The sequence below is a fragment of the Brachybacterium rhamnosum genome (assembly GCF_039526185.1).
Taxonomy (GTDB): domain Bacteria; phylum Actinomycetota; class Actinomycetes; order Actinomycetales; family Dermabacteraceae; genus Brachybacterium; species Brachybacterium rhamnosum.
This window is the reverse complement of the sequence record NZ_BAAAIS010000002.1, coordinates 416,772-437,921: the sequence shown is the minus strand read 5'-3', so window position 1 is coordinate 437,921 and position 21,150 is coordinate 416,772. Positions and strand designations below refer to the sequence as shown.

The window sequence follows — 21,150 nt, the reverse complement described above, 5'->3', positions numbered from 1 at the left end:
GCGGGGCATGCCGCCGTCGGGTCTAGCATTCTTCCGTGAAACCGTTCGTGCTGATCTCCACCCGCCCCGAGGACGACGTCGCCGAGCGCGAGCACGAGTCCGTGCTCCGCTTCACCGGCCTCGACGAGCGGGACCTGCGCCGCGTGCGCCTGGAGAAGGAGGAGGCCCCCGTGCTCCGCGCGGACGAGGTCTCCGGTGTCATCCTCGCCGGCAGCCCCTTCACCGTCTCCGAGCCCGCCGAGACGAAGTCCGCGCTCGAGCTCGCGACCGAGCCGAAGCTGTTCTCGGTGCTCGACCAGGTCATCGCGCAGGACCTGCCCTTCCTCGGCGCCTGCTACGGCGTGGGCGCGCTCGGCACCCACCAGGGCGCGCGGATCGACCGCACCTACGGCGAGGAGCTCTCCGCCGTGGAGGTGGCGCTCACCGAGGAGGGCCTCGCCGATCCGCTCGTGCGCGCCGCGGGGCTGCCGCCGGTGTTCACCGGGCTCGTCGGCCACAAGGAGGCCGTGCACACCCTGCCTCCCGCGGCGACGGTGCTGGCCACGGGCGAGGCGTGCCCCGTGCAGATGTTCCGCATCGGCACCCGCCAGTACGCGACCCAGTTCCATCCCGAGATGGACGTGCCGCTGCTGCTCGAGCGCGCGGCCCGCTACCAGGAGCACGGCTACTTCGACCCGGAGCAGATGGACGAGCTCTTCGGGGCCCTCGGCCAGCAGCACGCGGACGAGGCGCCGCTGCTGCTGCGCGGCTTCGCGGAGCACTTCGCCCGCTGAGACCATCCTGTCCGTGCCCACAGGGTCCCCGATCGAGGCCCTGACCTCGGGTAGCGTCGACCCGTGCCCCGGTTCACTCGCGAGCAGGTCCGGCGGCGTCGGCAGATCGCCGCGGCGATCGTGGCCGTCGTCGGCCTGGTCCTCGTCGGCGGATGCACCCGGCTGGTCGTCGGCGCGCTTCGCGGCGGTGACGAGGAGGCGGCGAGCGTCCCCGTCCCCTACACGGCCGACGATGCCGCCATGACCGTCCCCGCCACCGCGCAGGACGCCGCCGCCCTCGCGCAGCTCCCCGGCGACCTCGAGCTCGGCGAGGACGAGGTGCTCGGCGTGGACGTCTCCGCGCACCAGGGCGAGATCGACTGGCAGGCCGTCGCCGGGGACGGGATCGGCTTCGCGTACATCAAGGCCACCGAGGGCGCCGGATTCACCGACTCGCGCTTCGCGGAGAACTGGGCGGGCGCCCGCGCCGCCGGGGTGACGCCCGGCGCGTACCACTACTTCACCCTGTGCTCGCCTGGCGCGGACCAGGCACGGGACTTCCTCGCCGCCGCCCCGCCGGACGATGCCGCGCTCCCGCCGGCCCTGGACCTCGAGTTCGACGGCGCTTGCGAGGAGCGCCCCTCGGCGGAGGACGCCCAGCGCGAGATCGACGCCTTCACCGCGGCGGTCGAGAAGGCATGGGGCCGGAGGCTCGTCATCTACTCCTCGAGCGACTGGCGCCGCCACTACGGGCTGCCCGTCACCGACGCGCGCCCCGACTGGCTGTTCTCCGACTCCGGCCGCCCCGACCAGGAGGACTGGTCGCTGTGGCAGCTGCGGTTCGACGGGAAGGTCGCCGGCATCGACGGCCGCGTCGACATGGACGTGGCCCGGATCGAGTCGCTGCGCGAGCACGCCGAGATCGCCGACGGCGAGGGGGCGCTCACCCACGCCCCGGCCGCGGAGGGCTAGGCGCGGAGGGTCAGCCGCGCAGGTCCTGGCTGGTCTTGCGCTCGGCGCGCAGCTGCACCACGAGCGCGTCGAGCATCGTCGTCCAGTGCTCGAGCAGCGCCTGCCGCTCCGCCGCGCCCAGCAGCCGCTCCTGATGGACGGCGAGCACCGTGCCCTCGCCGGCCTCCTGCAGCGTCACCTGGAAGACGGTCTCGTGGTCGAGGGTGCGCGGCGTCCAGCGCACCCGCACCCGGCGGCCCACGTGGCAGCCGACGATCCGCCCGTGCAGCGAACCGCCGCTGCGCAGCGGGGCCCCGACCATCTGCGGGACGGAGTCGACGCCCAGCCAGGCGGGGAGCCACTCGGAGAGCAGGCCCCGCCACACCTCGTCGACGTGCGCGGGGACGGTGCGGCGCACCCCGAGCTGCCAGCCGGCGTCGCGGGTGAGGCCGGGGGGCGTGGGCTCGAGCTCGGTCTCCATGGCTCCGACACTAGGGGCGCCCCCGGGGCGCGGCGAGGGGCGACGGGGAGGCGTCGACAGGTGTTCGAGCAGGTGTCGCCGAGGCTTCACCCCCGCGTCGTGATGAGAACGCGCGCCGGTAGCGTGAGCGTATGAGCAGCTGGACCACGCGCCCCGAGGACCCTGCCGATCCCCGTGACGCCGCGGCGATCCGGGAGATGCTCCTCGCCGCCTTCCCCACCGCGGAGGAGGCGGACCTCGTGGACGCGCTGCGGGCCGACGACGCCGCCTGGATCCCCGAACTGTCTCTTGTCGCCACCGGCGAGGACGGAGCCGTCCTCGCGCATGCGCTGCTCACCCGCTGCACCGTGGGCGGGGAGCCGGCGCTCGCCCTCGCGCCCTGCGCCGTGGTGCCCGCGCACCAGCGGCAGGGCGCCGGGAGCGCCGCGATCCGGGCGGCGCTCGCCGCGGCGACCCGGCGGGCGGAGCAGGGCGGGGAGAACCTCGTCGTCGTGCTCGGGCACGCCGAGTACTACCCGCGCTTCGGCTTCACCCCTGCGGCCGATGCCGGGGTGCTCGCCCCGTTCGACGTCCCGCCCGAGGCGTTCATGTCCCTGGCCCTCGCCCCGGCGCGCCCGGTGCCGCAGGGCCTCGTCGGCTATCCGACCGCCTTCGGGATCTGAGGGGCCGCGCTCAGGGCTGCAGGCGCTCCCGCGTCCAGCCGCCCGCCCCGCGCTCGTAGGCGATCCGGTCGTGGAGGCGGCCCGAGCGGCCCTGCCAGAACTCCACGCGCTCCGCGGTGATCCGGTAGCCGCCCCAGAAGGGCGGGCGCGGCACGTCGGTCCCCTCGAAGCGCGCGGCGGCCTCCGCGAGCTGCGCCTCGAGCTCCGCGCGCGAGGCGATCGGCGCGGACTGCCGGGAGGCCCAGGCGCCGAGCTGCGAGGCGCGCGGGCGGCGCGCGAAGTAGCCGTCCGAGGCGTCGTCGTCGAGCTGCGCGACGGTGCCCTCGATCCGCACCTGCCGCTGCAGGGCGTACCAGGGCAGGAGCAGCGCCGCCCGCGGCACGGCGGCCAGCTCGCGGCCCTTCGCGGAGTCGCGGTTCGTGTACAGCGTCGCGGTGAGCGCTTCGCCGTCCTCGCCGAGGCCCTTCACAAGCACGGTCCGGGAGCGGGGCCGCGGGGAGCCGTCCGCGTCGAGCGCGACGGTGGAGAGCACGGCGGCCGTCGGGTCGGGGAGGTCGCCCTCCTGCTCGTGCCGGTCGAGCGCCTCCTGCATCCAGGTGCCGAGCAGGGCGGAGGGGCTCGGCGGGGCGTCGTCGGCGAGGGCTCCGGCGAGGTAGTCCGTGCGGGAGTCGGCGAGCGGGTCGGTCATGCCCGGGATACTAGGCGTGCCGGTGGCGGGGCTGCAGCAGCGCACCGAGCGGGTGGGCCCCGCCGCCCCGGACCTCGCCGCCGCGGGAGGTGCTCCGGTCCCGCCGGGGCCGGCGGGCCGGGCGCAGCGCGTCCACGTCGACCTCGACGAGCGAGGGGTCCAGGCCCGCGGCCTCGGCGCGGCGGCGGGCGCGGCGCACGGCGCGCAGCAGCGCGGCGTCGCCGTAGGACTCGGGCAGCGGGCGGTAGGTGATCAGGGCGCCCTGGTCGCGGGTGGGGGTGCGGCTGGTGGCGATGCGTGCGGTTCTCATGGGTCCCACCCTCCGCCGTCGGCCCCGGTCGTCGCGTCCTCCCGGCGGGGCGGACCGCTCCACCCGGGGTCTGATCCCGGGGCGGCCCCTGTCCCACCCCGTCCCGTTCGCCCGCATGTCATGAACGGCCACAGGACGTCACGATCCGGAAACAAGGTGCCGCAGGACGCCGCCGCGGTCTCCCGGGCCGCGCTCCGGTGCTAGCGTTCCCCACCACCGATGGCGTGGGACCCACGTCACACGGTCATCTGCCCCGCGTGCGTCATCCCCGCGCCACGGTCCCCTGGAGGAAACCCCATGTTCGATGCCCTCACGCCCCGCCGACGTTCGATGCTGATCGCGATGGGAGGCGTGCCGCTGCTGCTCGCCGCGTGCGCGAAGACCACGGAGTCCGGCGGCAGCGACGGGGGAGGGGCCGGCGGCTCCGCGCTCACCGTGGGCACCACCGACAAGGTCACCGCCCTCGACCCGGCCGCCGCGTACGACAACGGCTCCTCCGTCGTCTGGACCCAGGTCTACGGCTACCTGCTCAACACCAAGATCGGCTCGACGGACGGCAAGCCCGAGCCGGACCTCGCCGAGTCCGCCGAGTTCACCTCGGACACCGTCTACACCGTGAAGCTCAAGTCCGGCCTCACCTTCGCGAGCGGCAACGAGCTCACGAGCGAGGACGTCAAGCACACCTTCGACCGGCAGGTCGCGATCGCCGACCCGAACGGCCCCTCGAGCCTGCTCGCGAACCTCGACTCGGTGAACGTGGTCGACGAGCTCACCGTCGAGTTCCACCTCAAGGAGCCCGACGACCAGACCTTCCCGTACATCCTCTCGAGCCCCGCCGGCCCGATCGTCGACTCCGAGGTCTTCCCCGCGGACAAGGTGCTCTCCGACGACGAGATCGTCTCCGCGAAGGCGTTCTGCGGCCCGTACCAGCTGACCTCGTGGAAGCTCAACGAGCTCGCCTCCTTCCAGGCCTTCGACGGCTACCAGGGCCTGTACGGCACGCCCAAGACCTCCGACGTCGCGATCTCCTACTACGCGGACCAGAACAACATGAAGCTCGACGTGCAGCAGGGCAACGTCGACGCCGTCTTCCGCTCGCTCTCCGCGACCGACGTCGAGGACCTCAAGAAGGACGACGCGGTCGCCGTGCACGACGGCCCCGGCGGCGAGATCCGCTACATCGTCTTCAACTTCGACACCCAGCCCTACGGCGCGAAGACGGAGCAGGCCGACGAGAAGAAGGCGCTCGCCGTGCGGCAGGCGGCGGCGGACCTCATCGACCGTCAGGCGATCGCGACCTCCGTCTACAAGGACACCTACACCCCGCTGTACTCGTACATCCCGGAGGGCCTGCCGGGCGCCGGCACCCAGTTCCAGGACCTCTACGGCGACGGCTCCGGCGGGCCGGACGCCGCGAAGGCGAAGAAGCGTCTCGAGGACGCGGGCGTCGAGATCCCCGTGCAGCTGTCCCTGCAGTACAACCCCGACCACTACGGCTCCTCCTCGGGCGACGAGTACGCCGCGGTGAAGTCGCAGCTCGAGGCCGACGGCCTGTTCGCCGTGGACCTGCAGTCCACCGAGTGGGTGCAGTACTCCGAGGACCGCACCGCCGACGTCTACCCCGCGTACCAGCTGGGCTGGTTCCCGGACTACTCCGACGCCGACAACTACCTCTCCCCGTTCTTCATCAAGGACAACTTCCTGGTCAACCACTACGACAACGCGGAGGTGCAGGACCTCATCGCGAAGCAGCGCGGCATCGCCGACGCCGCCGAGCGGGAGAAGACCTTCGTCGAGATCCAGGACAAGGTCGCCGCGGACGTCTCGACCCTGCCGCTGCTGCAGGGCTCGCAGATCGCGGTGTCCACGAAGGACCTCCAGGGCGTCACCCTCGACTCCTCCTTCAAGTTCCGCCTCGTCCCGCTGTCGAAGTGACCGCGGCCGCCGAGACGCAGCCCGGGCCCGCCGCCTCCGCCCCCTCCCGCTCCTCCCGACGGAGCGGTGGGGGGCTGGGGCGGTACGTGCTGACCCGTTTCCTGCTCATCATCCCGACCGTGCTCATCCTCATGACGGTCGTCTTCTTCCTCATGCGGATCACCGGCGACCCGATCACGGCGGCCCTGGGCGGCCGCCTCACCCCGGACGAGCTCGCCGCCCGCCGCGCCGAGGCCGGCTACGACCGGCCGCTGATCATCCAGTACCTCGACTACCTCGGCGGGGTGCTGCGCGGTGACTTCGGCACCAGCTACACCGACGGCCGGCCGGTCTCCGCGATCCTGCTGCAGTACGGCGGGGCGACGGCGGAGCTCGTGCTCTACGCGATCATCGTCGCGCTCGTGGTGGGCGTGCCGCTGGGCATGATCGCCGCACGGAACCGTGACCGCTGGGGCGACCTGGCCCTGCGGGTCCTCGCGATCCTCGGCTACGCGACCCCGGTGTTCTTCGTGGGCCTGCTGCTCAAGCTCGTGTTCTCCGTGGGCCTCGGCTGGTTCCCCGTCGCGGGTCGTCTCTCCACGGGCGGCGAGCGCACCATGGGCTCGATCCTCAACCCCAGCCCCTTCTACCTGCTGGACGCGATCCGGCTGGGGGACCCGGCGCTGATCGGCGACGTGCTGCGCCACGCCGCGCTGCCCGCCGTGGCGCTGGGCCTGCTCACCGGCGGGATCTTCCTGCGCCTGGTGCGCACCAACATGATCGGCACGCTCGAGATGCCGTACGTGGACTCCGCCCGCTCCCGCGGCGTCGCCGAGTCACGCCTGACCACTCGGCACGCCCTGCGCCCGGCCCTCATCCCCATCATCACCGTGATGGGCATGCAGGTCGCGATGATGCTGGGCGGCGCCGTGCTCACCGAGACCACCTTCGAATGGCGGGGGCTCGGCTACCAGCTCGCCGAGTACATGGCGGCCCGCGACTACGTGGCCGTGCAGGGCATCGTCATGATGCTCGCCGTCATCGTCGCCGTCTCCAACTTCCTGGTCGACGTGATCGCCGCGCTCATCGACCCCCGCGTGAGGTACTGACATGACGATCCCGAACCCGGCCCCTCCCGGCGCCGACGGCGGCCTCCAGGGCGACGAGTCCGTCGCCGTGCAGGCCGGCGCGGTCGCCGCGACCGCCCACGCCCCCTGGTACCTGCGCCTGCCGATCGTCTCCCACCTGCGCCGCAGCGTCGGCCTGCAGCGGGGGATGCTGATCGCGGGTCTCGTGCTCGTCGCGGGGCTCCTGCTCACGGCGCTGCTCGCCCCGCTGATCGCGCCCTACCCCTTCGCGGCGACGTCGGCGGACGGGACCGCCTTCGGCACGCAGCAGCCGCCCTCGGCCGCGCACCCGCTCGGCACCACCGTCGCCGGATACGACGTGCTCTCGCGCGTCGTCTTCGGCACCCGCACCGCGGTCGCCGTCATGGCCTGCGCGGTCGTCGCCTCCCTGTTCCTCGGCGTGCTGCTGGGGCTGATCTCCGGCTACGTGGGCGGCTGGCTCGACCGGATCCTCGTCATGCTCGCGGACGCGATCTACGCCTTCCCGTCCCTGCTGCTCGCGATCGTCATGTCGATCGTCATCTCCGGCGGCCAGTCGAGCGCCTGGGGCGGCATCCTCGCCGCGGCCCTCTCGATCACTGTGGTGTTCGTGCCGCAGTACTTCCGCGTGATCCGCGCGGAGGTGGTGCGGTTGAAGGCCGAGCCCTTCGTCGAGGCCGCGAAGGTGATCGGCACCCCGCACCGGCGGGTCATGGGCACGCACCTGCTGCGCAACGCCACCCGCACGCTGCCGCTGATCTTCACCCTCAACAGCTCCGAGGCGATCCTCACCCTCGCCGCGCTCGGCTTCCTCGGCTTCGGCATCGAGCCGACGAGCGCCGCCGAATGGGGCTACGACCTCAACCGGGCGATGGCGGACGCCACCTCCGGCATCTGGTGGACCGGCCTGTTCCCGGGCCTCGCGATCGTCGCCGCCGTGCTCGGCGTGACCCTCGTGGGCGAGTCCGTCAACGACCTCGACGACCCGCGCCTGCGCTCCCGCCGGCGACGGAAGGGAGCCCGACGATGACCGCCGCCACGCCTCGCGCCGAGGACCGCGCACGGGTCGAGCCGCGGCTCGCGATCCGCGACCTCGACGTGCACTTCGCGACCGACGCCGGCGACGTGCACGCCGTGGACGGCGTGAGCCTCGAGGTCGCCTCCGGGGAGATCCTCGCCGTGGTCGGCGAGTCCGGCTCCGGCAAGTCCGTCACCGCCCGCTCGATCCTCGGCCTGCTCCCCGAGACGGCCGACGCGACCGGGGCCGTGCTCGTCTCCGGGACCGACGTCGTGGGCCTGCGCGGCGCCCGGCTGCGGGCCCTGCGCGGCGAGGACGTCTCCATGGTGTTCCAGGAGCCCTCGAGCGCCATGAACCCCGTCTACCCGATCTGGTGGCAGATCGGCGAGGGGCTCCGCGCGCACCGCCCGAAGCTCACCCGCAGGCAGATCCGCGCCGAGGCCGTCGAGGCGCTCGCCTCCGTGGGCGTCCCCGACCCGGAGGAGCGGATCGACCGCTACCCGCACGAGTTCTCCGGCGGCCAGAAGCAGCGCATCATGATCGCGATGGCGCTCGCCCTCGGGGCGGAGCTCATCGTCGCCGACGAGCCCACCACCGCGCTCGACGTCACCGTGCAGGCGGAGATCCTGGGCCTGCTGCGCGACGTGCGGGACCGCTTCGGCACCTCGATCATCCTCATCACCCACAACATGGGCGTCGTCGCGGACCTCTCCGACTCCGTCGCCGTCATGCGGCACGGGAAGGTGATCGAGCGGGCCGCGACCCGCGAGCTGTTCGCGAGCCCCCAGCAGGACTACACGAAGCAGCTGCTCGCCGCCGTCCCGCACCTGGGACGGAACAGCGCCTGGAGCGCGCTCCCGCCCGAGCGGCAGCAGGCGATCGAGCTGGCGGAGCCCGTCGTCACCGCGAAGGACCTCGTCATCGAGTACCCGGGGCGGCTGGGCCGGCCCGCGTTCCGCGCCGTCCATGGCGTGGACCTGCAGATCCGCGCCGGCGAGGTGTACGGCCTGGTGGGGGAGTCCGGCTCCGGCAAGACGACCATCGGCCGCGCGATCGCCGGGCTCGAGCGCACGAGCGGCGGCAGCCTGCAGGTGCTCGGCCACGAGATGAACGGGATCCGCGAGAAGGCATTCCGGCCCGTGCGCCGGCGCATCGGGTTCGTGTTCCAGGACCCGGCCACGTCGTTCAACCCGCACCTCACGATCGCCGAATGCATCGCCGAGCCGCTCGTCGTGCACGAGAAGGGCCTCGGCGCCGCGCAGCGCGAGGCGAAGGTGCAGGAGCTGCTGGACGCCGTCGAGCTGCCCGGCGCCTACGCCCGCCGCTACCCGCACGAGCTCTCCGGCGGGCAGCGCCAGCGCGTGTCCCTCGCCCGCGCCCTCGTGCTCGGCCCGGAGCTGCTCATCGCCGACGAGCCGACGAGCGCGCTGGACGTGTCCGTGCAGGCCACGGTGCTCGAGCTGTTCCGCGAGCTGCAGGAGCACCTGGGCTTCGCGGCCCTGTTCATCTCCCACGACCTCGCCGTCGTCGACTCCCTCGCCCACCGCATCGGCGTGCTCCTGCGCGGCGAGCTCGTGGAGCAGGGCCACGGCCCGGACGTGCTCCACGACCCGCAGCACCCCTACACGCGCCGCCTCATCGCCTCCCTGCCCGTGCCGGACCCGGTCGAGCAGGCGCAGCGGCGGGCGCGCTACGCGGAGGAGTTCGGCGGCACGGCGCGGTGAGACGGCGGGAGAAGCGCATCCCGCGCTGGAAGCGCGCCGAGGCGCTGCATCTCGTCGACGTGGACGAGCGTCACCGGGAGCATCCCGAGACCTTCGGGATCCTGCCTCTCGAGCAGCGTCGTGGTGCCGCGGTCGGGGACGCGGTGAAGCTCATCTGGGAGGAGCCGCTCTCCGACCGCGGCGAACGACTGTGGGTGCAGGTGACGGCGAAGGAGGCGGATCGTCTCACCGGCTACATCGACAACGATCCGGTGGACCTGGCGGGGCTCCTCAGCGCTGATCAGGTGGTCGAGTTCGGTCCCGAGCACATCGCCCAGATCTGGGAGGGGTGAGCCGACCCGGGAGACCACCGCGTTCACGCTCGCCTCCCGCGGCGCCGCCCCCGTGTTCGCCCTGCTCGGGGGACTGGTCGCGACCGGGATCGGGGCGCGCGGCGGTCTGCTCGTCGGCGTCGTCGGCCTGATCCTCTCCGGCCTGTTCCTCCCGTGGCGGGTGAGCCGACGGCAATCCGCTTGACCCCTGCCGCTCGCCCTGGTGGTCTGCTCCGATGATCACCGTCCCCGCCGCCTTCCGCGGGATGCCCCGCTGGTGGCACGACGTTGCCGGCCGGGAATGGCTGGACCGCCTCCCGTCCCTTGTCGCGGAGCAGTGCCGACGCTGGGACCTGCAGGTCGACGGCGGCCCGCTCCACGGCTCGAACGCCCTGGTCGTGCCCGTGCGGCGCGGCGCCGAGGCGGCCGTGCTGCGCCTGGCCCCGCCCGGGGACGACGTGTCCCGCGAGGCGGAGGCGCTGCGCTGGTGGGACGGGCGGGGGACCGTGCGGCTGCTCGAGGCCGACGTCCCGGCCCGCGCGATGATCCTGGAGCGGCTCTCCGCCCGCAGCCTGCAGTCGGTGCCGCTGGCGGAGGCCGTGCCGGTCATCGCGGACCTCGCCGCGCGGATGGCGGTCCCGGCGCCGCCCGGCGCGACCTCGACCGCCCGGATCGCCGCCGCCCACCTCGAGGAGTTCCCGCGCGACTGGGAGCGGCTGGGCCGCCCCGTGCCGAGGCGTCAGCTCGAGATCGCACTGGGCATCGCCGCCGAGCTCGCCGCCCTGCCGCCGGGAGGGGACGCCGTGGACGGGGACCTGCACTGCGAGCAGGTGCTCGCGGGGGAGCGGGAGCCGTGGCTCGTGGTGGACCCGGTGCTGCTGCGCGGCGACCTCGAGCACGACCTCGCCCGGGTGCTCTGGTCCCGGCTCGACGAGGTGGCGGACGACCCCGAGTTGCGCCGCCTCGTGGACCTCTTCGCGCGCCGCACCGGCGTCCACGGGGAGCGGGCCCGTGCCTGGATCGTGCTCCGCTCCCTGTCCTACCTGCTGTGGGGCCTCGACCAGGGGCTCACCCGGGACCCGCCGAAGTGCCGCCGCCTGCTCGACGTGTTCGCCTGAGGGACTCGCTCCTCAGATCCCCACGAGGTGCCCGACGTCGCTCACGCCGAGGACGGACCACTCGCCCGTGGGCCGGCGCCGCAGCTCGGTGCGGCTCGCGTTCGCGATCGGCAGCTGCATCCAGGCGGCCGGCGGGGCGCCGAGCACCCGTGCTACGAAGGAGCCCACCACGAAGGCGTGCGTGACGGCCACCAGGGTGCCCGCCTCGCCCGGGGCGCTCAGGTGATCCCAGGCGGCGGCGAGGGCCGCGCCGTCCTCGTCGCGTTCCTCGAGGGGAACCTGGCGCAGGAAGTCCTCGCGATGCGGCGGGTAGTCCTCCCGACGGTCGGGGGAGGGGAACGGGGTGCGGTCCTCGAGCAGGGCGGACTCCTCGGGGGTGAGGTCCAGGTGCGGGGCGAGGAGCTCCGCCGTCTGCCGCGCACGACGTCGCGGCCCGTGCAGCAGCCGGGTCGCCTCGGTGCCTGCGAGCCGCTCCCCGAGCAGTCCCGCCTGTCGCACGCCGCGCGGGGCGAGCGGCGGGTCCTCCCCGTCGTGCCCGTTCGCCTCCGCATGCCGCACCAGCAGGATCGTGTCCATCGGGTCAACGTAGCGGAGCCCCGCCCGTCGGGCGGCCTGGCGCGATCCGTGCGGCCGGCGTCCGCGCGGCACATGGTGCACGGCGGGGAGGCGTAGTGGGATGGCGTCATGGACCTCGAACGCAGCGCGACGACCCCCGGCCAGGCACCCGACGGCAGCGCCGGGGACGCGGACTACAGCCGGATCGGCCCCGGCTACTCCCGCTATCGGCGCCCCGAGCCGGCCTTCGCCGCCGCGATCCGGGAGGCGCTCGGGCCGGCGCGCACCCTCGTGAACGTCGGCGCCGGCGCGGGGTCCTACGAGCCGGACCATCTCGAGGTCACCGCCGTCGAGCCGAGCGCCGCGATGCGCGCGCAGCGCCCCGGGGGCTCCGCCCCGGTGGTCGACGCGGTCGCCGAGCAGCTGCCCTTCGCGGACCGCGCCTTCGACGCCGCGCTCGCCTCCTTCACCGTGCACCAGTGGCAGGACCTGCGCGGCGGCCTCGCGGAGCTGCGGCGCGTCACCCGCGGCCCCGTCGTGGTCCTCACCTGCGATCCCGCGGCCCTGGACCGCTCGTGGATCACCGAGTACGCCCCGGAGGTGATCGCCACGGAGGCCGGTCGCTACCCCGCGATCGACGCGCTGCGCGAGGGCCTCGGCGGGAGCGTCGAGGTGCACGCGCTGCCCATCCCGCTCGCCTGCGTCGACGGCTTCTCCGAGGCGTACTACGGGCGCCCGGAGATGCTGCTGGACCCCGGGGCGCGGCGCGCGAACTCCGCGTGGAGCTTCGTCGGCGCGGAGGTCGAGGAGCGCTTCGTGCGCACCCTGCGCGCGGACCTCGACTCCGGGGCCTGGGACGCCCGGCACGGGGACCTGCGCACCCTCCCCGCCTTCCCCGGGTCCCTGCGCCTGATCGTCGGCCGCCCGTGACCGGCGCCGACCACCGGGTGGCGGTGCTCGTCCTCGACGGCGCGAAGGCGCTCGACGTCGGCATCGCCGCGCACGTCTTCGCGAAGCGGCCCGGCATGCCCTACGAGGTGGAGGTCTGCGCGGAGCGGGCCGGCACCGTCGAGGGCTGGAACGGCCTCGCCTACGCCGTCGGCCACGGGCTCGACGCCCTCGAGCGGGCCGGGACGATCCTCGTCCCCGGGTTCCGCGACCCCGCCACCGTCACCACCCCGCCCGCCGTGATCGCGGCCCTCCGCGCCGCCCACGAGCGCGGCACCCGCATCGCCGCGATCTCCACCGGCGCCTTCACCCTCGCCGCCGCCGGGCTGCTCGACGGCCGGCGCGCCACCACCCACTGGCACTACACGCACGCCCTCCAGGAGCGGTACCCGCAGGTCGAGGTCGACGGCGACGTGCTCTTCGTCGACGCCGGGCAGGTGCTCACGAGCGCGGGCGCCGCGAGCGGCATCGACCTGTGCCTGCACCTCCTCCGGCGCGACCACGGCGTCGCCCTCGCCAACCAGGTCGCGCGGCGCCTCGTGAGCGCCCCCTACCGCAGCGGCGGGCAGGCCCAGTACGTGCCCCGCAGCATCCCCGAGCCCCTCGGCGACGACTTCGCCCGCACCCGCGCCTGGGCGCTCGAGCACCTCGACGGCGACCTCACCCTCGCGGCCCTCGCCCGGCGCGCGAACGTCTCCCCGCGCACCTTCTCCCGGCGCTTCACGGCCGACGCCGGCCTCACCCCGCTGCAGTGGGTGCTGCGTGCCCGCATCGACCGCGCCCGCGAGCTCCTCGAGGCCACCGACCTCACCGTCACCCGGATCGCGCAGGCCACGGGCCTGGGCACGGACACGAACCTGCGGCGGCACTTCGGCGTGATCGTCGGGACCTCCCCGACCGCCTACCGCGCGACCTTCCGCGACGGCGGCGGCGAGGCGGGGTGAGCCCTCGCGGCTGTCGCCTGCCTGCTCACAGGTGGAGCGAGGGTTTCCGCCCTCCGCGCGGGTCCGAGTCGGTCTCGGCGATCTTGCCGGCGATGAAGGCATCGACGTCGAAGGGCTCCGCCTCGCCGCTGTTCTCCCCGGCCTCGAGTGCGGAACGGAGTACGGCGCGGAGATCCTCGGGGCGGCTGGGCGTGCTCGTCGGTGCCATCACCTGAAACTACCGACGATGAGCGGTGCGGTGAAAGGGGTGCCGGAAGGCAGTCTCAGCAGGCGCTCACGACCGGTCCGACGTTCCCTCCGCCTCGGAGGCGCGGTGACGGGCCGGGACCCGGTCCCGGTCGTAGGTGATCTCGGTGAAGCCGTGGGGCGCGGGGCGGCCCTGCTCGTCGACGTGCACGAACACCATCTCCTCGATCGTGAGGATGCTCTTCTGCGTGAACAGGTTGCGGGCCTCCGCGCGCATCGTGAGCGAGGAGCGGCCGAAGGCGGTGGCGACGAGGCCGATCTCCACGATGTCGCCCTCGCGGGCGGAGGAGACGAAGACGATCTCGGACATGTACTTCGTGACGACGCGCTGCTGCCCGAGCTGGATGATCGCGTAGACCGCGGCCTCCTCGTCGATCCAGCGCAGCAGGCTGCCGCCGAACAGCGTGCCGTTCGCGTTGAGGTCCTCGGGGCGCACCCACTTGCGGGTGCGGAAGGACATGACGGGTTCGGCGGAGGCGTCGTTCATGGTGCCGGAGCGTAGCGCCGCCGAGGCTGTCGCGGGGCGCCGGTGTTGCGCACGGAACGTGTGGTGACCAGCACGTTCCTCCCAAGTTGAGGCTTCATCGGCCTGCTTCGAAGAAGTCCTCCCATCGCTCCACGAGGTCGCCGGGCCCTTCGAGGGTGAGGACGAGGGACTCCTCGTCGTCGGACAACCAGGCCACGGCGAACGGTCCATGCGGGGAATCCACTGTCACACGATCACCGGCACTGGTCGGCGTGTTCGCGATCTCCCGGCCAAGAGCACCCGCGCAAGGGCTGGTGATCTCCGGAGCGAGGCGTTCTCGCAGCGTCCTCCAGAAGTGCGGGACCTCATTGGCGTCAACGTTCGTGGACCACTCCGCCATCCCGTGCACATGAGGAGGGGTCCGGCGTCCCTCCAGCCGCAGACGCCGAGTCCGGGCGCGGTCGTACTCCGCCTCCCGTCGTCGTCGGCGTCGCTCCGCGTCCTCACGGATCCGGCGCACGAGGTCCTCTGGAGGGCCGACCCGCCCGGGGTCGAATGACGCATGGTGCTCCAGCGAGGGCATCGTGTCCCGCTCTTCGAGCGAGATCAGGATGACGTCCTCGCCGAGGGCGGAGAGCAGAGGAGCTCGCCACTCCCCGTCGAGCGGACTGCCGGAGTTCTCGAGTGAGTGTTCGGGTTGCTCCGTCGCACGGTGGATCACCGCTCCTCGCGGTGTCGTCGTGGAACGCTCGAGCTGCGCCAGGGCCGGGCGTCGTTCCACGAATGCCGGCCCGAGGTACTGCATCCAGTAGACGCTCCCCAGCCCCCAGGAGAGATCGGGACGGGCTGGTCCGTCCGCGTACCAGCGATTGAGCTGTTCATAGGTAGCTTCGGGGAAGATGCAGCCGTAGGCGCCTCCGATCGCGTCTCCGATCTCGCCGAGGAAGATCTCGAGGCCGTGAGCCCCCAATGCGGCGGCCCGCTCGGGGCCGATGACGATCGTCAGGGAGCTCACCGGGCGAACGACCTCCCCTGCGTCGCCTCTCCCACCGACCACGATCCATGCGGGTTCGAGCTCGAAGATCCAGGTGGCGCTCTCCTCGGTTCGAGCGCCCTCCCCGCCGAAGAGGAACAGGGGGAGGTCCGGCTGGGCGAGGTGGGGAACGAGTGTCGAGCCGACTCGTGTCCTCGGCGGGTCCTGGCCGACCTTCCCTGGCCGGAGGAGGGGGTGGGCGTCGAAGACCGTGCCGATCTCCGCCCGTCTCTCCGGCGAGAGGTGCTCGACGCTCAGGAGGATGAGCACCAGTGGGGAGGAGGAGTTGGGCATGGTGCATTCCACCATGGGGTGCCGCTCAGGAGGCGAGCAGCACCCATTCGCCGTAGAACAGCCCGAGCCCGGCGGCGACGCACACCGCGGAGATGATCCAGAAGCGCACGGAGACGGTCACCTGGCTCCAGCCGAGCTGCTCGAAGTGGTGGTGGATCGGGGTGATGAGGAACAGCCGCTTGCCCACGCCGCCGTTGCGGCGCTTGGTCGCCTTGAAGACGCTCACCTGCAGGATCACGGTGACGGTCTCGAAGACGAAGAGGCCGCCGAGCACGATGAGCAGCAGCTCGGTGCGGCTGAGGATCGCGAGGCCCGCGAGCGCCCCGCCGAGGCCCAGGGAGCCGGTGTCGCCCATGAACAGGGCCGCGGGCGGGGTGTTCCACCACAGGAAGCCGATGCACGCGGCGCCGAGGCAGGCGGCGACCACGGCGAGGTCCAGCGGGTCCCGCACCGCGTAGCAGCCCGGCGCCACGGCGCTCGCGCAGCTCTTCAGTGCCTGCCAGATGCCGATCAGCGTGTATGCGGCGAGGACCATGGCGCACGCGCCCGCGGCCTGGCCGTCGAGCCCGTCGGTGAGGTTCACGCCGTTGCTGGTCGCGGTGATCATGAGGACGATCCACACGATGAGCAGCGCCGTCCCGGCGACGGCCCCGAGCACGCCGAGGTCGATCGCGGTGTCCCGCACCACCGAGATGCGATGGCTCGCAGGGGTGATCCCGTCCCGGGCGAACTGCGTGGCGAGCACGCCGAAGACGATCGCGACGAGCGTCTGCCCGAGCAGCTTCTGCCCGGAGCGCAGGCCGAGCGACCGCTCGCGGCGGATCTTCGTCCAGTCGTCGAGGAAGCCGATGAACCCCAGCCCCAGCATGAGGAAGAGGACGAGCAGCCCGGAGACCGTGGGCGGGGACCAGGTCGCCAGGTGCGCGGCCGCGTAGCCGACGAGCGTGGACGCGAAGATCGCGATCCCGCCCATCTGCGGGGTGCCGCGCTTGGAGTGGTGGCTGACGGGTCCGTCCGCGCGGACGTACTGCGCCCAGCCCTTGCGCTTCGCGAGCGCGGTGTAGGCGCGGGTGCCGACGATCCCGACGAGCAGGGCGACCATGCCGCCCACGAGCACCGGGATCACGGGCGCCGCTCCGTCCGCGCGCGGCGTGACGGTCGGGTGGGCGGCGGGGGAGTCGTCACGGGCGGGTGTCCTCGGGTGGTCGGGGGAGGGGCCGGCCGACGCGGGACCCTCCGGGCAAGGCTAGGTCACGGGGACCCGGACTCCGCGCAGGGTCCGGTGTCGTCGCCTCTTGCACGGTTATCTAGAACCGCTAGTATCGGGTACATTCGCGGTGCCCGACGGGCCCCGCGCCCGTCCAGACACCGTCGTCGAAGGAGACCCTCGTGCCCGAGGCCGTCATCGTGTCCGCCGCCCGCTCCCCGATCGGCCGGGCCCGCAAGGGCTCCCTCAAGGGCGTCCGCCCGGACGACCTCGCCGGTCAGATGATCCGGGCGGCCCTCGACCAGGTGCCCGCGCTGGACCCCGCCACCATCGACGACCTCCAGCTCGGCTGCGCGATCCCCGAGGGCTACCAGGGCGGCAACCTCGCCCGCACCGTCGCGATCCGTCTGGGCCTGGACACCGTCCCCGGCGCGACCGTCACCCGCTTCTGCGCCTCCTCGATCCAGACCACCCGCGCCGCCTTCCACGCCATCCGCGCCGGTGAGGCGCACACCGTGATCTCCGCGGGCGTCGAGTCGATCTCCACGAGCACCGGCAAGCTCATGGAGGAGGACGCCCGCGACCCGCTCTTCCAGGAGGCCTGGGAGCGCACCGAGGCCCGCGCCTCCCGCGCGATCCCCGCCCCCTGGCACGATCCGCGCGAGGACGGCCAGCTGCCCGACCCGTACATCCTCATGGGGCAGACCGCCGAGAACGTCGCCGAGCTGCGCGGCGTCTCCCGGAAGGAGCAGGACGAGTACGCCGTCCGCTCCCAGAACCGCGCCGAGGCCGCCCGCGCCGCCGGGTTCTTCGACCGCGACATCACCCCCGTCACCCTCGCCGACGGCACCGTCGTCTCCGCCGACGACTCCCCGCGCGCGGGCGTCACCTATGACGCCGTCGCCGGGCTCGACCCCGTCTTCCGCGAGGGCGGGACGGTCACCGCCGGCAACTGCTGCCCCCTGAACGACGGCGCCGCCGCCCTCGTCATCATGTCCGACGTCCGCGCGAAGGAGCTGGGCCTCACCCCGCTCGCTCGCATCGTCTCCACCGGCGTCTCCGGCCTCAGCCCCGAGATCATGGGCCTCGGCCCTGTCGAGTCCACCCGCCGCGCCCTCGACCTCGCCGGCATGAGCATCGACGACGTGGACCTCGTCGAGCTCAATGAGGCCTTCGCCGCCCAGGTCATCCCCTCCGCGGAAGATCTCGGCATCGACCACGACAAGCTCAACGTGCACGGCGGCGCGATCGCGCTCGGCCACCCCTGGGGCTCCACCGGCGCCCGCATGACCACCACCCTGATCCACGGCCTCCAGGAGCGCGACGCGAGCCTGGGCCTGGCCACCCTCTGCGTGGGCGGCGGCCAGGGCATGGCCCTCATCATCGAGAGGATGTCCTGATGACCACCGCCGAGCAGAGCACGAGCATCGGCTCCGCCCCCGTCGTGAGCGCTCCGGACCCGGCCGCCGCGACCCCCGCCGAGCTGCTCCCGCCGCCCGCGGACCACGTCGCCCTCTTCCAGCAGGTCGATGGTGAGGACCTCGAGGCGTGGGCCGACGCCCGCTCCTTCGCCGTGCACCTCGACCGCCTGAACCAGGCGTGGGAGGACTACGAGTACCCCACCGAGCTGCTCGCGGCGCTCGGCGAGAAGGACCTCTTCACCGACGGCCTCGAGCTCCCCGGCCACCGGCACCTGAGCCCGCTCGCCACCGGCCTGGTCAACATGGAGCTCTCCCGGATCGACGGCTCGCTCGGCACCATGGTCGGCGTCCAGGGCGGCCTCGCACTGCGCTCGATCGCCCTGCTCGGCTCCGACGAGCAGAAGGCCCGCTGGGTGGACCCCCTCGCCGCCGGCACCGAGCTCGGCGCCTTCGCCCTCACCGAGCCCACCCACGGCTCCGACTCCGTCTCGCTCGAGACCATGGCCCGCCGCGACGGCGACCAGTGGGTGCTCAGCGGCGAGAAGCGCTGGATCGGCAACGGCGCGGGCGGCCACGTCTCCGTCGTCTGGGCCCGCGTCCAGGACCCGTCGGACCCGGCCCTCGACGGCCAGGTCTCCGGCTTCCTCGTGGACCAGTCCCTGCCCGGCTACGACGCGGAGATCATCCGCGGCAAGGTCGCCCTGCGCGCCATCCACCAGGCGCACATCCGCCTGACCGACGTGCGCCTCCCGCTGGACGCGCGCCTGCCCGGCGCCCGCTCCTTCAAGGACACCTCGCGCGTGCTCTTCGCGACTCGCGCCGGCGTCGCCTGGGGAGCCCTGGGCCATGCGACCGCCTGCTACGAGGCCGCCCTCGAGCACGCGACCACCCGCGTGCAGTTCGGCCGCCCGCTCGCGAAGGCCCAGCACGTACAGGTGCGCCTCGCGGACATGCTGCAGACCCTCACCTCGATGCAGCTGTACTGCGTGCGCCTCGCCGAGCTCGAGGCGGCCGGGACCCTGCTGCCCGAGCAGGCGTCCCTCGCCAAGGTGCACAACACCCGCGCCGCCCGCGAGATCGCCGCCGACGCCCGCGACCTCCTCGGTGGCTCCGGGATCCTGCTCGAGAACCGCGTGGTGCGCCACCGCAGCGACCTCGAGGCCCTGCACACCTACGAGGGCACCGACACCATGCAGTCGCTCATCGTGGGCCGCCGCATCACCGGTGTCAGCGCGTTCGTGTGAGCGGTCGGGGAGCGGAGCGGGGCCGTCCCGGCCCGCTCCCTCCGTGACCCGAGGTCAGGCGGGGACGACGGGCAGCGCCGATTCCAGGTGCCGCAGCCAGGGCGCGAGGTCCCAGCCCTGCGCGGCGACCCAGTCGTCGTCGAAGTAGGTGCCCGCGTAGCGGTCGCCGCTGTCGCACAGCAGGGTCAGCACGGAGCCCTGCTCGCCCCGCTCCCGCAGCTCGGTGACCAGGCGCGCGACGGCGACGAGGTTCGTCCCCGTCGAGGCGCCGACCCGGCGGCCCAGGCGCTCGGAGAGGTGGCGCGCCGCGGCGACGGAGGCCGCGTCCGGCACCCGCATCATCCGGTCCACGACGCCCGGCTCGAAGCTCGGCTCCATGCGCGGCCGGCCGATGCCCTCGATCCGCGAGGATGCGTCCGTGGCGGCACCGCGGTCCGCGTCGCGCCAACCGGGGAAGAAGGCGGAGCCCTCGACGTCGGCGACGCACAGGCCCGTGGGCAGGCGCCGGTAGCGCAGGTACCGGCCGAAGGTCGCGCTCGTGCCGCCGGTCCCCGCGCCCACCACGATCCAGCGCGGCACCGGGTGCGGCTCGAGGCTCATCTGCTCCATCGCGGAGACGGCGATCGAGTTGTTGCCGCGCCAGTCGGTGGCCCGCTCGGCGTGCGTGAACTGGTCGAGGAACAGGCCCCCGCGCGCGACCGCGAGATCGCGGGCGGCGTCGCTCATCTGCTCGGCGTGGTCCACGTAGTGGCAGCTGCCGCCGGCCGCCTCGATGAGCGCGACCTTGCGGGCGCTCGTGCTGCGCGGGACGACGGCCACGAAGGGCACCTCGAGCATCCGCGCCACGTGCGCCTCGCTCACCGCGGTCGAGCCGGAGCTCGCCTCGATCACCGGCATCCCCGGACGCAGCCACCCGTTGACCAGTGCGTACGTGAACAGCGAGCGGGCGAGGCGGTGCTTGAGGCTCCCGGAGACGTGGGTGGACTCGTCCTTCAGATACAGGTCCACACCCCACTCCGCCGGCAGAGCGAGCCGCAGCAGGTGGGTGTCCGCGGAGCGGCGGTCGTCCGCGTCGAGCCGCCGCACCCGCTCCGCGACCCAGTCCCGCAGCGCGGGATCGCTGCGGTCCGTGTCCTCGAGCGTCGCGAGCGGATCCGGGGCGGGGGAGGGGGAGGCCATGGCGCGAACCTATCGCGGGCTTTTGGGGCCGTCGGCCACTACGAGGACGTCGCCGCCGGCGTCTCCGGCGCCCTCGCATCGAGTGGGCGAGAGTTCAGCTATCTCGCGCCGTCGCAGTCCGTGACGGAGGACGGCGGCACCTGTCTGTACCGGGCCGGCCAAGGGGAGTCGGGACAGTCGTTCGACGGGGACCTCACCGAGCGCGCGGGCTGGGACGAGTACGCGGAACCCGTGGAGGAGGTGCTCGCCGAGAACGGCTTCACCGACCTGGGCCGCGTGCACCGACGTGGCGCACTGCACCACCTCGTCGCGACCGATCGGCACGGGGCACGGTTCGAACTCGATGAGCAGGGACGCTTCACGATCGCGGACGCCCGCGTCGACGCCGATCCGTGCACCGCGGAGGCGCTCGGGATCGGCTGACCCCGCCCCGGCGGGCTTGCGTGCTCCTGGGAGCCTGCTATGCTCCCGCCCGGACATCGTCCACAGGATTGTCATCCGCCGCGGCCCGCCGTGACGGAGCAAGACCTGGACCGCACTGCGCGGTCCGGGTCTTTTTTTGTGCCCCGGGTACGGCC

24 protein-coding genes are annotated in these 21,150 nt (G+C 73.3%); 15 read left to right on the top strand and 9 right to left on the bottom strand.

Annotation, left to right across the window (positions count from 1 at the left end; all coding sequences use genetic code 11):
- The first annotated feature begins 35 nt into the window (after window positions 1–35).
- Together ABD080_RS03940 and ABD080_RS03935 are read left to right on the top strand one after the other, a co-directional pair.
- The gene (locus ABD080_RS03940) at window positions 36–773 is read left to right on the top strand and encodes a glutamine amidotransferase (protein WP_343903711.1); all 738 of its coding nucleotides are present in this window, start codon (window positions 36–38) and stop codon (window positions 771–773) included.
- A 63-nt stretch (window positions 774–836) separates the two neighbouring features.
- Window positions 837–1,724 (top strand): GH25 family lysozyme, encoded by an 888-nt coding sequence (locus tag ABD080_RS03935; protein ID WP_343903710.1) that lies wholly within the window; start codon window positions 837–839, stop codon window positions 1,722–1,724.
- Window positions 1,725–1,734: 10 nt separating this feature from the next.
- Here ABD080_RS03935 and ABD080_RS03930 read toward each other — a convergent pair whose 3' ends face one another.
- Window positions 1,735–2,184, bottom strand: coding sequence for an SRPBCC family protein (locus ABD080_RS03930; protein ID WP_343903709.1), 450 nt, complete (start codon window positions 2,182–2,184; stop codon window positions 1,735–1,737).
- A 131-nt stretch (window positions 2,185–2,315) separates the two neighbouring features.
- Here ABD080_RS03930 and ABD080_RS03925 point away from each other — a divergent pair, with 131 nt between their 5' ends.
- Window positions 2,316–2,846 (top strand): GNAT family N-acetyltransferase, encoded by a 531-nt coding sequence (locus tag ABD080_RS03925; protein WP_343903708.1) that lies wholly within the window; start codon window positions 2,316–2,318, stop codon window positions 2,844–2,846.
- Window positions 2,847–2,856: 10 nt separating this feature from the next.
- On the opposite strand, the gene pdxH is transcribed toward ABD080_RS03925, so the two are convergent.
- Entirely contained in the window at window positions 2,857–3,534 is a 678-nt protein-coding gene (pdxH, locus tag ABD080_RS03920) for a pyridoxamine 5'-phosphate oxidase (RefSeq protein ID WP_137769241.1), read from the bottom strand.
- Window positions 3,535–3,544: 10 nt separating this feature from the next.
- On the bottom strand, window positions 3,545–3,844 hold the full coding sequence (locus ABD080_RS03915) for a hypothetical protein (protein WP_137769240.1): 300 nt from the start codon (window positions 3,842–3,844) through the stop codon (window positions 3,545–3,547).
- A gap of 297 nt (window positions 3,845–4,141) precedes the next feature.
- Here ABD080_RS03915 and ABD080_RS03910 point away from each other — a divergent pair, with 297 nt between their 5' ends.
- Genes ABD080_RS03910 through ABD080_RS03880 form a run of 7 tightly spaced genes read left to right on the top strand, consistent with a single transcriptional unit; the run spans window position 4,142 to window position 11,035 of the window.
- On the top strand, window positions 4,142–5,779 hold the full coding sequence (locus ABD080_RS03910; protein ID WP_137769239.1) for an ABC transporter substrate-binding protein: 1,638 nt from the start codon (window positions 4,142–4,144) through the stop codon (window positions 5,777–5,779).
- Window positions 5,776–6,867 carry an ABC transporter permease gene (locus ABD080_RS03905; RefSeq protein WP_343903707.1) on the top strand — a complete coding sequence of 364 codons (1,092 nt, stop codon included), beginning with the start codon at window positions 5,776–5,778 and terminating at the stop codon, window positions 6,865–6,867. Before ABD080_RS03910 ends, ABD080_RS03905 begins: the two co-directional genes overlap by 4 nt.
- A 1-nt stretch (window position 6,868) precedes the next feature.
- Window positions 6,869–7,894, top strand: a complete 1,026-nt coding sequence (locus tag ABD080_RS03900) for an ABC transporter permease (protein ID WP_137769237.1) — start codon at window positions 6,869–6,871, stop codon at window positions 7,892–7,894.
- The gene (locus ABD080_RS03895) at window positions 7,891–9,606 is read left to right on the top strand and encodes an ABC transporter ATP-binding protein (RefSeq protein WP_343903706.1); all 1,716 of its coding nucleotides are present in this window, start codon (window positions 7,891–7,893) and stop codon (window positions 9,604–9,606) included. Before ABD080_RS03900 ends, ABD080_RS03895 begins: the two co-directional genes overlap by 4 nt.
- Window positions 9,603–9,938, top strand: coding sequence for a hypothetical protein (locus ABD080_RS03890; RefSeq protein WP_137769235.1), 336 nt, complete (start codon window positions 9,603–9,605; stop codon window positions 9,936–9,938). The genes ABD080_RS03895 and ABD080_RS03890 overlap by 4 nt, the downstream gene beginning before the upstream one ends.
- Before the next feature lie 52 nt (window positions 9,939–9,990).
- A complete protein-coding gene (locus ABD080_RS03885; RefSeq protein WP_255430897.1) occupies window positions 9,991–10,122 on the top strand; it encodes a hypothetical protein in 132 nt (43 codons plus the stop codon).
- Between the two features lie 31 nt (window positions 10,123–10,153).
- A complete protein-coding gene (locus ABD080_RS03880; RefSeq protein ID WP_343903705.1) occupies window positions 10,154–11,035 on the top strand; it encodes an aminoglycoside phosphotransferase family protein in 882 nt (293 codons plus the stop codon).
- A 12-nt stretch (window positions 11,036–11,047) separates the two neighbouring features.
- Here the strand turns inward: ABD080_RS03880 and ABD080_RS03875 are convergent, their stop codons facing one another.
- Complete coding sequence (locus ABD080_RS03875; RefSeq protein WP_343903704.1) at window positions 11,048–11,611, bottom strand: histidine phosphatase family protein; 564 nt, start codon at window positions 11,609–11,611, stop codon at window positions 11,048–11,050.
- A 108-nt stretch (window positions 11,612–11,719) separates the two neighbouring features.
- Here ABD080_RS03875 and ABD080_RS03870 point away from each other — a divergent pair, with 108 nt between their 5' ends.
- On the top strand, window positions 11,720–12,520 hold the full coding sequence (locus ABD080_RS03870) for a class I SAM-dependent methyltransferase (protein WP_343903703.1): 801 nt from the start codon (window positions 11,720–11,722) through the stop codon (window positions 12,518–12,520).
- Window positions 12,517–13,482, top strand: coding sequence for a GlxA family transcriptional regulator (locus ABD080_RS03865; protein ID WP_240811196.1), 966 nt, complete (start codon window positions 12,517–12,519; stop codon window positions 13,480–13,482). The genes ABD080_RS03870 and ABD080_RS03865 overlap by 4 nt, the downstream gene beginning before the upstream one ends.
- Before the next feature lie 25 nt (window positions 13,483–13,507).
- On the opposite strand, the gene ABD080_RS03860 is transcribed toward ABD080_RS03865, so the two are convergent.
- From ABD080_RS03860 to mraY, 4 genes are all read right to left on the bottom strand, one after another.
- Window positions 13,508–13,690, bottom strand: a complete 183-nt coding sequence (locus tag ABD080_RS03860) for a type II toxin-antitoxin system ParD family antitoxin (protein ID WP_137769232.1) — start codon at window positions 13,688–13,690, stop codon at window positions 13,508–13,510.
- Window positions 13,691–13,756: 66 nt separating this feature from the next.
- Complete coding sequence (locus tag ABD080_RS03855) at window positions 13,757–14,215, bottom strand: acyl-CoA thioesterase (protein WP_240811195.1); 459 nt, start codon at window positions 14,213–14,215, stop codon at window positions 13,757–13,759.
- Between the two features lie 94 nt (window positions 14,216–14,309).
- Complete coding sequence (locus tag ABD080_RS03850) at window positions 14,310–15,521, bottom strand: hypothetical protein (protein ID WP_343903702.1); 1,212 nt, start codon at window positions 15,519–15,521, stop codon at window positions 14,310–14,312.
- 25 nt (window positions 15,522–15,546) lie between these two features.
- Window positions 15,547–16,647 (bottom strand): phospho-N-acetylmuramoyl-pentapeptide-transferase, encoded by a 1,101-nt coding sequence (gene mraY, locus ABD080_RS03845; protein WP_137769230.1) that lies wholly within the window; start codon window positions 16,645–16,647, stop codon window positions 15,547–15,549.
- A gap of 263 nt (window positions 16,648–16,910) precedes the next feature.
- On the opposite strand from mraY, the gene ABD080_RS03840 reads away from it, so the two are divergent.
- Window positions 16,911–18,128 (top strand): acetyl-CoA C-acetyltransferase, encoded by a 1,218-nt coding sequence (locus ABD080_RS03840; RefSeq protein ID WP_137769229.1) that lies wholly within the window; start codon window positions 16,911–16,913, stop codon window positions 18,126–18,128.
- On the top strand, window positions 18,128–19,393 hold the full coding sequence (locus ABD080_RS03835; protein WP_137769228.1) for an acyl-CoA dehydrogenase family protein: 1,266 nt from the start codon (window positions 18,128–18,130) through the stop codon (window positions 19,391–19,393). The genes ABD080_RS03840 and ABD080_RS03835 overlap by 1 nt, the downstream gene beginning before the upstream one ends.
- A 54-nt stretch (window positions 19,394–19,447) precedes the next feature.
- Here the strand turns inward: ABD080_RS03835 and ABD080_RS03830 are convergent, their stop codons facing one another.
- Window positions 19,448–20,572 carry a PLP-dependent cysteine synthase family protein gene (locus ABD080_RS03830; protein ID WP_137769227.1) on the bottom strand — a complete coding sequence of 375 codons (1,125 nt, stop codon included), beginning with the start codon at window positions 20,570–20,572 and terminating at the stop codon, window positions 19,448–19,450.
- Between the two features lie 120 nt (window positions 20,573–20,692).
- Here ABD080_RS03830 and ABD080_RS03825 point away from each other — a divergent pair, with 120 nt between their 5' ends.
- Entirely contained in the window at window positions 20,693–20,995 is a 303-nt protein-coding gene (locus tag ABD080_RS03825; RefSeq protein WP_343903701.1) for a hypothetical protein, read from the top strand.
- Window positions 20,996–21,150 lie beyond the last annotated feature (155 nt).

Bases quoted from the DNA above. Each gene is read 5' to 3' on its own strand.
- ABD080_RS03930 (WP_343903709.1), bottom strand. From the start codon at position 2,184: ATGGAGACCGAGCTCGAGCCCACGCCCCCCGGCCTCACCCGCGACGCC.
- ABD080_RS03925 (WP_343903708.1), top strand. From the start codon at position 2,316: ATGAGCAGCTGGACCACGCGCCCCGAGGACCCTGCCGATCCCCGTGAC.
- pdxH (WP_137769241.1), bottom strand. From the start codon at position 3,534: ATGACCGACCCGCTCGCCGACTCCCGCACGGACTACCTCGCCGGAGCC.
- ABD080_RS03915 (WP_137769240.1), bottom strand. From the start codon at position 3,844: ATGAGAACCGCACGCATCGCCACCAGCCGCACCCCCACCCGCGACCAG.
- ABD080_RS03910 (WP_137769239.1), top strand. From the start codon at position 4,142: ATGTTCGATGCCCTCACGCCCCGCCGACGTTCGATGCTGATCGCGATG.
- ABD080_RS03900 (WP_137769237.1), top strand. From the start codon at position 6,869: ATGACGATCCCGAACCCGGCCCCTCCCGGCGCCGACGGCGGCCTCCAG.
- ABD080_RS03895 (WP_343903706.1), top strand. From the start codon at position 7,891: ATGACCGCCGCCACGCCTCGCGCCGAGGACCGCGCACGGGTCGAGCCG.
- ABD080_RS03880 (WP_343903705.1), top strand. From the start codon at position 10,154: ATGATCACCGTCCCCGCCGCCTTCCGCGGGATGCCCCGCTGGTGGCAC.
- ABD080_RS03875 (WP_343903704.1), bottom strand. From the start codon at position 11,611: ATGGACACGATCCTGCTGGTGCGGCATGCGGAGGCGAACGGGCACGAC.
- ABD080_RS03870 (WP_343903703.1), top strand. From the start codon at position 11,720: ATGGACCTCGAACGCAGCGCGACGACCCCCGGCCAGGCACCCGACGGC.
- ABD080_RS03860 (WP_137769232.1), bottom strand. From the start codon at position 13,690: ATGGCACCGACGAGCACGCCCAGCCGCCCCGAGGATCTCCGCGCCGTA.
- ABD080_RS03855 (WP_240811195.1), bottom strand. From the start codon at position 14,215: ATGAACGACGCCTCCGCCGAACCCGTCATGTCCTTCCGCACCCGCAAG.
- ABD080_RS03850 (WP_343903702.1), bottom strand. From the start codon at position 15,521: ATGCCCAACTCCTCCTCCCCACTGGTGCTCATCCTCCTGAGCGTCGAG.
- ABD080_RS03835 (WP_137769228.1), top strand. From the start codon at position 18,128: ATGACCACCGCCGAGCAGAGCACGAGCATCGGCTCCGCCCCCGTCGTG.
- ABD080_RS03830 (WP_137769227.1), bottom strand. From the start codon at position 20,572: ATGGCCTCCCCCTCCCCCGCCCCGGATCCGCTCGCGACGCTCGAGGAC.